At 39.6% G+C, this 12,225-nt stretch carries 13 protein-coding genes; 9 read left to right on the forward strand and 4 right to left on the reverse strand.

What is annotated here, in order from left to right; genetic code table 11:
* The 4 genes from JOC86_RS12780 (at nucleotide 1) to JOC86_RS12795 (ending at nucleotide 2,460) form a co-directional block, all read left to right on the forward strand.
* Nucleotides 1-675 (forward strand): ABC transporter ATP-binding protein, encoded by a 675-nt coding sequence (locus JOC86_RS12780; RefSeq protein WP_205173143.1) that lies wholly within the window; start codon nucleotides 1-3, stop codon nucleotides 673-675.
* Between the two features lie 479 nt (nucleotides 676-1,154).
* Nucleotides 1,155-1,724 carry a TetR/AcrR family transcriptional regulator gene (locus JOC86_RS12785; protein WP_275583400.1) on the forward strand — a complete coding sequence of 190 codons (570 nt, stop codon included), beginning with the start codon at nucleotides 1,155-1,157 and terminating at the stop codon, nucleotides 1,722-1,724.
* 86 nt (nucleotides 1,725-1,810) lie between these two features.
* On the forward strand, nucleotides 1,811-2,146 hold the full coding sequence (locus tag JOC86_RS12790; protein WP_205173145.1) for a DMT family transporter: 336 nt from the start codon (nucleotides 1,811-1,813) through the stop codon (nucleotides 2,144-2,146).
* Nucleotides 2,146-2,460 carry a DMT family transporter gene (locus tag JOC86_RS12795; protein WP_205173147.1) on the forward strand — a complete coding sequence of 105 codons (315 nt, stop codon included), beginning with the start codon at nucleotides 2,146-2,148 and terminating at the stop codon, nucleotides 2,458-2,460. The genes JOC86_RS12790 and JOC86_RS12795 overlap by 1 nt, the downstream gene beginning before the upstream one ends.
* An 85-nt stretch (nucleotides 2,461-2,545) precedes the next feature.
* On the opposite strand, the gene JOC86_RS12800 is transcribed toward JOC86_RS12795, so the two are convergent.
* From JOC86_RS12800 to JOC86_RS12815, 4 genes are all read right to left on the reverse strand, one after another.
* Nucleotides 2,546-3,022, reverse strand: a complete 477-nt coding sequence (locus tag JOC86_RS12800; RefSeq protein ID WP_205173149.1) for a thioesterase family protein — start codon at nucleotides 3,020-3,022, stop codon at nucleotides 2,546-2,548.
* 162 nt (nucleotides 3,023-3,184) lie between these two features.
* Nucleotides 3,185-4,147, reverse strand: coding sequence for an L-carnitine dehydrogenase (locus JOC86_RS12805; RefSeq protein WP_205173151.1), 963 nt, complete (start codon nucleotides 4,145-4,147; stop codon nucleotides 3,185-3,187).
* Between the two features lies 1 nt (nucleotide 4,148).
* Nucleotides 4,149-5,042, reverse strand: a complete 894-nt coding sequence (locus JOC86_RS12810; protein WP_205173153.1) for a beta-keto acid cleavage family enzyme — start codon at nucleotides 5,040-5,042, stop codon at nucleotides 4,149-4,151.
* A gap of 443 nt (nucleotides 5,043-5,485) precedes the next feature.
* Nucleotides 5,486-6,022, reverse strand: coding sequence for a GbsR/MarR family transcriptional regulator (locus tag JOC86_RS12815; RefSeq protein ID WP_205173155.1), 537 nt, complete (start codon nucleotides 6,020-6,022; stop codon nucleotides 5,486-5,488).
* A 282-nt stretch (nucleotides 6,023-6,304) separates the two neighbouring features.
* Here JOC86_RS12815 and JOC86_RS12820 point away from each other — a divergent pair, with 282 nt between their 5' ends.
* From JOC86_RS12820 to JOC86_RS12840, 5 genes are all read left to right on the forward strand, one after another.
* Nucleotides 6,305-7,435 carry a betaine/proline/choline family ABC transporter ATP-binding protein gene (locus JOC86_RS12820; RefSeq protein ID WP_205173157.1) on the forward strand — a complete coding sequence of 377 codons (1,131 nt, stop codon included), beginning with the start codon at nucleotides 6,305-6,307 and terminating at the stop codon, nucleotides 7,433-7,435.
* A 22-nt stretch (nucleotides 7,436-7,457) separates the two neighbouring features.
* The gene (locus tag JOC86_RS12825; RefSeq protein WP_205173159.1) at nucleotides 7,458-8,111 is read left to right on the forward strand and encodes an ABC transporter permease; all 654 of its coding nucleotides are present in this window, start codon (nucleotides 7,458-7,460) and stop codon (nucleotides 8,109-8,111) included.
* 18 nt (nucleotides 8,112-8,129) lie between these two features.
* Nucleotides 8,130-9,050, forward strand: a complete 921-nt coding sequence (locus JOC86_RS12830; protein WP_205173161.1) for an osmoprotectant ABC transporter substrate-binding protein — start codon at nucleotides 8,130-8,132, stop codon at nucleotides 9,048-9,050.
* 13 nt (nucleotides 9,051-9,063) lie between these two features.
* Entirely contained in the window at nucleotides 9,064-9,744 is a 681-nt protein-coding gene (locus tag JOC86_RS12835) for an ABC transporter permease (protein WP_205173163.1), read from the forward strand.
* Between the two features lie 277 nt (nucleotides 9,745-10,021).
* A complete protein-coding gene (locus tag JOC86_RS12840; RefSeq protein WP_205173164.1) occupies nucleotides 10,022-11,773 on the forward strand; it encodes a CocE/NonD family hydrolase in 1,752 nt (583 codons plus the stop codon).
* The last annotated feature ends 452 nt before the right edge of the window (nucleotides 11,774-12,225 follow it).

Consider the following 12,225-nt stretch of genomic DNA (forward strand, 5'->3'; position numbering starts at 1 on the left):
ATGACATTATTTCAAATAGATTCTGTTAAAAAAACATTTAAAAATGGAGAAGTAAAAGAGCAGGTTCTAAAAGGAATTAACCTTACGCTGAATGAAGGTGAAATCACGGCATTAATAGGTGCATCTGGCTCTGGTAAAAGTACGATTCTAACGATCGCTGCAGGACTTCAGCGTGCTTCAGAGGGACAAGTGGTTTTCCAAGGAGAAAACTTAAGTGAAATGAAACAGGAGGATATTCGAAAGGTGAGAGCCAAGCAGTTCGGTTTTATTTTTCAATCGTCCCATCTTGTCCCTTTTCTCACGGTTCAAGAACAACTAAAGGTGATGCAAGAAGTGGCAGAATCAAAGCTTAAAAAACAAGATCAAAAAAGAGAGGTAGAAAGATTATTAGAATTAGTGGACATGAACCATCGAAAGGACGCTTATCCATCGTCATTATCAGGAGGAGAGAAGCAGAGAGTTGCGATCGCTAGAGCATTAATACACAAACCGAAGATGCTATTTGCAGATGAGCCAACGGCGAGTTTAGACTCAAGGAGATCAAAGGAAGTCATGACCTTAATTAGAGATTTAACGAAAACCCTGAATACCACAACACTTATGGTCACCCATGATGAAGAGATGCTTTCCTATGCGGATCAGATCATCACAATGAAGGATGGGTTAATCCAGTAGTAATCAAATTTATTTGATAATAGGCTGTCCAAAAGGGATCTGGAGCCACTCAATAGATAGAAGATTTACTTCTCCTTATTGATGTTATGGTTCCTGACTCCTTGGTTTTTGTTCTTAATATCCTAATGATAAAGTTTAAGTTCCTTTTTGTTTTGTTCCCGTACATTATTAAGAAGTGCATAAATTTAAAATCTCATGCACTTCCTTTAGAGTTTGGTGCATAAAATTTGATTCTCGTGCACAAAATCAAAAAGTTGTGCATTACCACATTTAAGTTAAGTGCAAAATCCAAAATTAAAAATTAGAAACCGATTATAGTACTTTATGAAGGTTAAATTACTTTATATCTCGTTAAAAACTACTTTAGTTGGTAAATATATAATGATAACCTAATCGAAATTTTCCCTACAACTTGAATTTTATTAACGTTCAAGCTATAATGAATGACAATCAGTCATTTAAGTGAGGTATGATTCTAATTGAGTAAACATGATAAGATCATCGACGCTGCCATGGAGGTCATCTCTGAAAAAGGCTTTGAGAAGACTTCAATATCAGAAATTGTAAAAAGAGCCGGAATTGCCCAAGGAACATTCTATCTTTATTTTAAGACTAAGAGTTCTTTAATACCTGCAATTGCAAGCAGACTTCTTTCTATTACTCTTGAACGAATTAAAAGTAAGGATACTGAAGGGGAAAGCTTTTGGTACTTTTTAGATAATTTAATTGAAGAAACCTTTACGATTACAGAAGAACATAAAGAGGTCATTACTCTTTGTTATTCTGGATTAGCTATAGAACATTCAATGGAAAAGTGGGAAGCCATTTATGAACCTTACTATCACTGGATGGAGAGCACCATTGAAAAAGCCATTAGTAAGGGTGAAATTCAAGAACAGATTAATATCAATTTAACTGCACAGTTCATCATTAACATGATTGAAAATACAGCAGAGCGATACTACATGACAAGCGAACACGAAGATTCAGTTGGGATGCATAAAAAGGAAATATTTACATTTATCAAGAGATCTTTATGCAACGCTTAAATGGAATGTTGAAGGTTATCAATATTCCATATTTTTTATATTCGGAAAATGACTGACATTCATTCATAATTAGGAGAGGAGAAACCATGAATTGGCTTTTTGTTTTTATTGCGGGTCTATTGGAAATAGTGTGGGCATCGTATCTAAAGTATGCAGATTCCTATTTTGATTGGATCATGACCATCCTATTAATAGGAATCAGTTTCATTCTATTAATCCGTGCGTATAAAACGATTCCGGTAGCGATTGCTTTTACTGTTTTTGTTGGAATTGGTACGATTGGTACCTATATTGTCGGTGTCATTCTAGGAGAACCCTATACAATTCCTCAGTTATTATCATTACTTGTATTAGTAACTGGTGTAGTAGGAGTAAAAGTTTTTACTAAAAGTGAGCAAGCGGCAGTTAGGAGTGATGACTAATGGTATGGTTCTTATTAATTCTTGCTGGTATAGAGGAAGTAGTGGCTACGATTGCGATGAAGTATGTTGACGGTCTAAAGAAAAAGTCGCCAATCATTGTGATGGTCGCCGGTTTTGCTTTTTCGTTCTACTGCCTCTCTAGAGCTATGATTGTTTTACCAGCAGGCGTTGCTTATGCAGTATGGACGGGGATAGGAAGTTTTGGAATCATCATGGTGGGAAGGTTTTGGTTTAAAGAAAAACTGAACCCATATCAGTATGTATCATTATCCCTTATTTTATTAGGAGTCATTGGATTAAAGATAACTACTTGATTAATAGACACAACAAATGAAAGTCTAGAGTAAAAGAATAAAAGAAAAAATGGCCTGCCCTATTAGCAATAGGGCAGGCCATCTCTTATTTTCTCCGAATTCCAATTTTTCGTCCGGCTTTTTCCGGTCTTGGAAGATTTTCATGAGCATTTCCAAGAGCTTCAACTTGTGATTGGATTTCCAGTGGGAAGGGAGCAGGACGTCCTTCGTTCATGTCCATTCCCATCAGCATTTGCTCACTTGTTGCAAGAATATCGCCATGACCATTCTCCATTACAAAGAATACATGCAATCGCTTTGTGTCATAGTCCAATAACTGGACGGTGACACGAAGGTCCTGTCCTTCATGAGCCTCGTCTAAATAACATAAATGGGTTTCCAATGTGTAAATCGAATATTGATAATGATTACGGAAATCAGCGTCAATTCCTAACTCTACCATCAATTGGTCGACGGCGAGGCTGAACACTGTGGCATAGGCGGAATCGGTCATATGCCCATTGTAGTCGATCCATTCACTGCGGACGGTTTCTGACAAAAGCGGGTTTTCAATACGGGACATTATGTTTCCTCCTTTACTTGTTTAATTTATTCTTAAGTAGCTCTAAGATAAAATGAAGATGAGCTATCCCAATAAAGGGTCCGAAACCACCACTATGTTCGTATCTATCTTGAATAGCATAAGATATGTTTCCTCACCTTGTTTTTGGAACAGCCTCTCTATTTAAATTTTTCCGTTCAAGTTCGCTCCAGGCCAATATTTTTCAAGCAATTGCATAAGTTCGATCAAGAATTCGTCCCGGCGTTCTTCGAGTTGAGCAATTGTATGACCAGTGGTTTGAGCTTCGCAACCTTCAACAACTCGATCAGTAAGCTCCTCTGTAAGTTCAGGCGCGACTAATTTTGTCCAAGGGAGCTTTAGGGCTGGTCCGAATTGCTCAAGCATATGTTTCATGCCCTGTTCACCGCCTGCGAGATGTAGGGTTAAGAATGGCCCCATAAGTGCCCAACGTAATCCAGGACCATAAATGATGGCTGCGTCTACTTCTTCCGTTGTTGCGACTCCGTCATTGACAAGATGAAGGGCCTCGCGCCAAATGGCTTCCATCAGGCGGTCGGCAACATGTCCTTCGATTTCAGTTGAGATCACCAGTGGCTTCATATTGAGAGATTGATAGAATTCCTCTGCTTTTTTTATCGTTTCAGAAGCAGTATCCTTCCCGCCCACTAATTCTACGAGTGGAATTAAGTAAACGGGATTGAATGGATGGGCGACAATAACCCGTCCTGGCTTTGAACAATCTGCCTGTAAGGTACTTGGCTTGAGTCCTGATGTACTAGATGCAATGATCGCATCTGGTTTAGCGAAACGGTCGATTTCAGCTAGTACCTTTCTCTTTAATTCCTCGCGTTCAGGTACATTTTCTTGAATAAGGTCAGCGTCTGCAACCGCCTTTTCAAGATTTGGTTCGAACTTGAGCTTGTCCTTAGATGCCCCTTTAGCTAATCCTTGTTTTTCAAGTGCTGGCCATGCTTGGTCAATACTAGCACGCATACGTTTTTCTGCATTTTCTGCAGGATCCGTTGCGATTACATCATAGCCTTGGGATAGGAAACGAGAAATCCACCCGTTTCCAATAACGCCTGTTCCGACAACGGTTACTTGCTTAATCGTAGTTGATTCCATATTAATCAGCCTTTCCGTATGGATTTCGTAATCCTAGATGTTTTCGTGCTTCTTGTGGTGTCATTGGCTTAGCCCCTAGGCCACCCATGGTTGTGACAACTTTGTCTACTAATTGTGCATTTGTTGCAAAAACACCTTTATCTAAGTAGAGGTTGTCCTCTAGGCCTACACGGACGTTTCCTCCAAGGAGCATCGACTGAATAGCCATTGGCATTTGCATCCTTCCAATTCCAAATGCGGACCAGTGAGCATTATCAGGAAGTTTATCGCGCATATACAGCATGGTTTCTGCGTCGGCATCTGCTCCCCAAGGGATTCCAAGGCAAAATTGGAACATTGGATCGCCATCAATGAGACCTTCGTCAATTAATTGTTTAGCAAAGCGAACATGGCCAGTATCAAAGCATTCCATTTCGGGCTTCACACCGCTTTCCTGAATGAGGCGAGCTTGTTTGCGCAGCCAATCAGTTGGACTGATGTAAAGTTGGTCACCGAAATTCAAACTTCCGCAATCAAGCGTACAGATCTCAGGTAACAAGTCTCCAATGGGTTCATGGCGTTCTTCTGGTGTTTGGATATCTGTACCAGGGCCACCCGTTGTTGGATCTTCTTGGCTAGGAATCCAATCTCCACCGCCACCAGCCGTTAGATTAAGGATGACATCTGTTTCCGATTCACGGACCCTTTCTACAACCTCTCTAAATAATGCTGGATCATGACTGAGAGATCCCGTTTTCGGGTCACGTACATGGATATGAGCAATGGTTGCACCGGCCTTTGCGGATTCAATAGCAGATTGAGCAATTTCTGCTGGTGTGACTGGGACATGTGAACTTTTTTTAGTCGTTTCCCCGGCACCTGTTACAGCGGCGGTCACGATTACGTTTTTATTCATAGAATTTCCTCCTTCTTGATAAAAAAGACTGTTTTCGCATAGATTGTTGCTTTTCGAACAAGAATAGAAACCCGTAAGTATTAAGGTTTCGGGGCATCTTTTCGTCAAAGCAATAAATGTTTCACTAAAATTGAATATTTAAGATGTTTATAATTGACCAAAAGCAACACAGTTACGAAAAGAGCCTTTAAAAATGAATAAAAAAAGAAAATGGTTTTGTTCTCCATTTTCTTTTTTTAAAAGATAGAAAATATAAAATAATATGGAGTGTTTACGGATAAAGGTTTATCCGTATCCAGCTCCAGCGCCTAGCCCCTCGAGGTCATAAGCCGAGTCCTGAATGAAGGGAAAGGCCACCTTCATTCAGGACTCGGCTTATGCTTGTCGGGCTGAACAAGGCGTTTACTCTTTTCTTTCATTCATACATGAATATGATTGTTCATCTATGGCTTTGGAACATGCTTGAATATTTCCCCGCTATCGAAGAATTCCACTAGGTTGCTTATCCATTGGTAATAATTTAACCATTCCTTCGTTTCTTCTAGCAGAGCATTTATCTTCTGTTCGGTTTCCTCATCAATGTCTCCACTTTGAAGTGCCTCTGATAATTCTCCAGAAAGCTTTTTCTCGAACAACTTGTTTTTGTTTATGACTTTTTGCCAGTTGGATGTGAACAACGAAATAAAGGTTTGGTAATAGTCCTGTTCAACATTATATAAGTCTTTACGGACTCCTTTTTCGAAAACCTTTTCCGCAATATTGAGATCAAGCATTTCGCGCATCACCTGGCTCATACGTGTCTTGCTCATCCCGGTTGCTTCCGACAATTCATCAAGGGTCATAGGCTTTCTATTCATATAGATAATTCCGAGTACTCGTCCGACTGTTGTTGAGACCCCAAATGTGCGCATGTTGTCAGCAATCTTCTCTGTAAATTGATCTTCAACCTGTTTGATTTTCATTAATGGTTTTTCATCCATATGGATCACCCTTCCACTAGCCAGCTTCATAAGTCAATGTACCACATTTGGAAGTGAAACGGAAAATGAGGATTTAGCAGGAAAGGGAGAAAAGAAGGAGGAAACTTAAGAAAACACCATTATAAACTTTGTACAATAAAAATTTTACGTAAATATTGTACAATATGTAAAGTTTATAAACTTTTTATTTTACAAACTTTATTCTATACTTAAAACTGCAGCTAATTAAAACGTGCATTTTTTACTTGCTAATCGTTAAGAAAAATTTGGAGGTGGCTACATTTGCTGAAATTTGACCATGTTTCGAAAGTGTATAAAGGAGGAAAAAAAGCGGTTGACGATTTGTCATTAGAATTTGAAAAAGGAGAATTCATCTGTTTTATCGGACCAAGTGGCTGTGGTAAAACGACGACAATGAAAATGATTAACCGATTAATCGAACCTTCCGATGGAACCATTTATATCAATGGAAAAAATATTCGTGATAAGGATCCGGTTCAGCTTAGAAGGGAAATCGGATATGTGATCCAACAAATTGGTTTGTTTCCTCATATGACCATTCAGGAGAACATTTCTCTTGTTTTAAAATTGCTGAAATGGCCAGAGGAAAAACGTCGTGCACGGGCTAGAGAACTTCTCGACCTTGTCGACATGACGCCAGAATACCTTGATCGTTACCCACATGAATTAAGTGGAGGACAGCAGCAGAGGATAGGAGTTTTACGTGCACTAGCAGCGGATCAGTCATTGATTTTAATGGATGAACCCTTTGGAGCCCTCGACCCGATTACAAGGGATTCTTTACAAGAAGAGTTTAAAAAGCTGCAGCAAAAACTGGACAAAACGATAGTGTTTGTCACTCATGATATGGATGAAGCGCTGAAGCTTGCTGATCGAATTGTGATTATGCGTGATGGTCAGTTAGTGCAATGCGGATCACCAGATGAGATTTTACGCAATCCTGCTGATGATTTTGTCGAAGAATTTATTGGGAAAGATCGTCTCGTTCAAGCGAGACCGAATATTCAAACAGTCGAGCAAATCATGAATCCAAAACCGATTACGATCACAGCGGAAAGAACATTATCTGAAGCGATCCAATTAATGAAGGATCACCGGGTGGATTCGTTGCTCGTTGTCGATGAACAGCAAGTGCTTAAAGGGTATATTGATATTCAAATCATTGACCAGAAACGGAAAAAGGCAAATCTTGTAGGGGATGTCCTTGAAACTGAACTGACCGTTAATAAAGATACGTTAGTAAGAGATACAATTCGTAAAATTTTGAAAAAAGGGATGAAGTATGTCCCTGTTGTAGACCGAGATCATCGTCTTGTCGGAATTGTGACAAGAGCAAGCCTTGTTGATATTGTCTACGATTCTATTTGGGGCGAAGAGGAAATCTCACAATAAGGATGAATAGGAGGGAGATGAGATGGACACAATTTTACAATTTTTAAGTACGTATGGAAGTGAGATGGTCCTAAAGACATGGGAGCATTTATATATTTCAGTCATTGCTGCATTATTAGGAATCATTGTAGCGGTACCGCTCGGGATTGCTCTAACGCGATTCCCAAAGGGAGCAGGTTTTGTTATGGGAATTCTAGGTGTGATTCAGACGTTTCCTAGTTTTGCTATCTTAGCCTTTTTCATTCCTATTCTAGGTGTAGGAAAAATTCCTGCCATTATTGCGTTATTTTTCTATTCAGTCCTACCCATCTTGAGAAACACGTACACAGGTGTCAATGGTGTGAAACGAAGTTTACTTGAAGCAGGGCGCGGGATGGGTATGACTGGATGGGAACGGATCCGGTATGTGGAAGTACCGCTTGCGATCCCTGTTATTATGGCCGGAATTCGCCTATCGACTGTCTATTTAATCGGCTGGGCAACGCTCGCTTCCTATATTGGAGCAGGAGGTCTAGGAGATTACATTTTTGGCGGTTTAAGCTTGTATCAGGCCGAATTTATTATTGCCGGTGCTGTACCGGTTACCATTTTAGCCTTATTAATCGATCTTCTTTTAGGTCGAATTGAAAAATCGGTAACACCTAAAGGAATGAGAAAGATCAAAGAAGCGGCATAGGAAGGAGGCACATTTGTCATGTTAAAAGTAAATCGTTTACTCGTCATCTTGGCTGTTACAATGTCTATTTTGATAAGCGGCTGTGCTCTTCCAGGGTTGAGTGGGCCGTCCAAGAATACGATCGCAGTTGGGACGTTAAGTACGTCAGAATCACAAATTATGGGCAACATTGTCCGTCAAATGATTGAACATTATACAGATGTACAAGTTGAAATGGTGAATAACTTAGGCTCATCCATTGTTCAGCATAAAGCGATGATGAACAATGATGTCGATATTACAGCAACACGTTATACAGGGACAGATCTTGCTGGGGCATTAGGGATGGAACCGGTAAAAGATCCAGAAAAAGCCCTAGAAATTGTCCAACGTGAGTTTGAAGAAAGATTTGATCAAACTTGGTTCGATTCCTATGGTTTTGCCAATTCATATGCCTTTACTGTAACAAGGGAATTGGCTGAAAAACAAAACCTGGAGACTGTATCGGACTTAGAGTCAATTGCATCTGATTTGAAATTAGGAGTAGATAACGCTTGGTTAAAACGAAAAGGAGACGGATATCAAGGGTTTGTCGGAGAGTATGGCTTTGAATTCGGAAAAACTTTTCCAATGCAAATCGGTTTAGTCTATCAAGCAGCAGCAAACGGGAAAATGGATGTGGTGCTCGCCTATACAACGGATGGTCGTATTAAAGCATATGACTTAAAAGTTTTAGAGGATGATAAGCACTTTTTCCCACCTTACGATACATCATTGGTGGCGCGTAATGAAGTTCTTAGAGAACATCCCGAACTCCGAGAAGTTCTTCAAAAGTTAGCAGGCACCATTAATACGGAAAAAATGCAGGAAATGAATTATCAAGCAGATGGAAAAATGAAAGAGCCTACCGTCATTGCGAAAGAATTTTTAGAAGAAAATCATTACTTTGAAGACCAATAGGGGGGTGTCAATAATGGAAACGATCCAAGACGTTTTGTATTATTATACGCAAAATGGGAGTTATGTTTGGGAACAGTTCTATCGGCACTTTTTAATGTCCGCATATGGGGTGTTGTTTGCGGCGATCGTCGCGATACCGGTGGGAATATTAATCTCTCGTTATCACAAATTGAGTCCATGGGTGATCTCTCTTGCAAACATCATTCAAACGATTCCAGCCTTGGCAATGCTTGCTGTCCTTATGCTAGTTATGGGTCTTGGAACGAATACGGTTGTGTTTGCACTCTTCCTTTATTCGCTTTTACCGATTATCAAAAATACCTATACAGGAATTCGAAATGTTGATCATGCATTACTGGATTCTGGAAAAGCGATGGGAATGACGAAATTTCAAGTGCTTCGAATGGTGGAACTTCCCCTTGCCCTATCCGTCATTATGGCAGGGCTGCGAACCGCTCTTGTCATTACAATTGGAATTGCAACCATCGGTACTTTTATCGGAGCTGGGGGATTAGGAGATATTATTCTTCGTGGAACCAATGCTACAGATGGAACAGCGATTATTTTAGCAGGTGCGATACCGACTGCATTAATGGCAGTCATTGCGGATGTCGTCATGGCATGGCTCGAGCACAAATTGTCCCCGGCGAAAAATAAAAAGAAGGGTGCTTTAAAAGAAGACCCTGTGGTGTAGACTTTATGTATAAAAAATCCATCCGGGTGTTTTGCCAGGATGGATTTTTAATAGAGAAAAACTGAACCGGAAGCGTAGCTATTATGAAAATAAACGAATAGGATTTCAGGAAAACGGAAGAGTCATCATTTGTCGAATGGCCGATATAATTAGTTTCGACCGGTAAAAAAGCGAATCCGATCGATATATCAAAAGAGTAGACTTATAAAAATAAGTAACTAACTGAAAGATGAAGAAAGCGATTGATATACTAATTAATTAAAAGGGAGTGGAATTTATGGAGGAGGTTCAACAAGTTATACTCGAGAAAAATGTCCCTTGCCCAATGAGAGACGGTACAGTTCTATATGCAGATATTTACCGTCCAAATATAGAAGGGGAATTCCCCGTGTTGTTAACGCGTTTGCCTTATAATAAAGATTTGCCAATGTATTCTCATCGATACCTTGATACAAATCGCCTTGTTCAAAATGGATACATCGTTATTATTCAGGATGTCAGAGGACGATTCGCCTCAGAAGGGGAGTTTTATCCATTTTTCTATGAAGCAGAGGACGGATATGACACCGTTGAATGGGCGGCACAATTACCTTACGCATCAGGGAAAGTCGGCATGTTTGGTTTATCCTATTATGGGTTTACACAATTGCTGGCAGCTACAGAACGTCCACCACATCTTAAAGCCATTGTTCCAGCGATGACCTTGAGCAATTGGCAAAATGACGCTGTTGAATATCAAGGGAAGTTTTTAGTTGGTTCATCTGAAACGTGGGCACTTGAATCTATCGCACCCGATCTATTAAAGCGAAAATATAAGGACCCGGAAGAATATGCGTCGATGATGATGGAAATGGCAGAGCATTATAACAACATTGAAGAATGGTACCTTTATAAGCCTATTGAAAAATGGCCTCCGCTTCAGAAGCTAGGAGTGGCTGAGTTTTTCTATGACTTTCTCAATGGTCAGTTATCTGATAAGGATATGGAACGAATGAGTATCTTGAACAAATATGAACACGTAAACGTTCCTGCATATCATATTGCCGGCTGGTATGATAACTTTTTACAAGCTACTATTCGAAATTATACACAATTAAATGAAATGGCAGATTCAGCTTCACAAAAGTTAATCATTGGTCCATGGGGGCATGGTGTATTCAGTTCAACACTAGGTGAGAGATCCTTCGGTATTCATGCATCCGGTGACTGGATCGATTACGAAGAAGATTTAACGGGTCTTCATATCCGTTGGTTTGATAAGTTTATAAAAGAGAAGAGCTCTTCGAATTCGCAAGAGGCTCCTATTAAATTATTTGTTATGGGGATCAATGAGTGGCGAGATGAATATGAGTGGCCGTTGGCGCGAACAACCTACACACCTTTTTACTTTCATAGTGAGGGCAGTGCAAATACAGGTTTCGGCAATGGGTGTTTAAGTGTGGAAAATCCTGATATGGAACCATACGATTCATATGTTTATGACCCATCTAATCCAGTTCTTACAAATGGGGGCGGCACTTTATTTGCTGGTGTTAATACAATGGGACCTCGTGATCAGCGTGATATCGAAACAAGAGAGGATGTATTAGTCTACACCTCTGAACCATTAACGAAACCACTTGAAGTAACCGGTCCCATCAAGGTCAAGCTTTGGGCGAAAACAGATGCAACGGATACAGACTTCACAGCTAAACTAATCGATGTCATGCCAGATGGGAAAGCATACAATTTAACAGACGGTATCGTTCGTGCAAAATATCGGGACGGCTACAAGCAGGAAAGCAGCATAAAAGATGAAATAATCGAATATGAAATCGACCTTTGGGCCACTAGCAATGTATTTCTTCCTGGGCATTGTATTAGAGTTGAAATTTCATCGAGTAATTTTCCTCGTTATGATACCAACTTAAATACAGGAAAAACGATGGTAAATAGCAAAGAAAAAAAGAATGCAAGGCAAACCATTTTTCATCAAGAAGAGTATCCATCTCATATTTTGCTGCCAGTGATCTGTATGGATCCAAAATGAATGGCGCTAGAAATACGAGACTATCTGATGGATCATTTTGATAAATTAACGCATCTATTTTTTTATGGATTTTGCCGTTTGCGGACAGCCTAACTTTATACTACACCACACAATTTGTTGTCTTTAGCTAACTTTTGATAAATCTATCATTCATTCTTTGTTTTTCCCTAATCAGTACTAATTTTCACTCCATGGCTAGGGAGAATCATCATTTTCTATGTCTTGAATGTGGTAATGCTCAACTTTTTGATTTTATGCTCGAAAATTTTAAAGAAATTCACAAGAATCAAATTTTATGCACGAAAATGAAAAGGAAACGCACGAGATTTCAAATGTATGCACATGTTAATATGAGGGGAACGAATCAAAAGGAACCAAAATAGTCGTTCTGATATTATTAATAAAAACAAAAACGAGCTGTCCTAAGTCAAGGAGTCAGGAACCATAGCTTT

It is taken from the genome of Rossellomorea pakistanensis (assembly GCF_016908495.1).
In the GTDB taxonomy this organism is placed as follows: domain Bacteria; phylum Bacillota; class Bacilli; order Bacillales; family Bacillaceae_B; genus Rossellomorea; species Rossellomorea pakistanensis.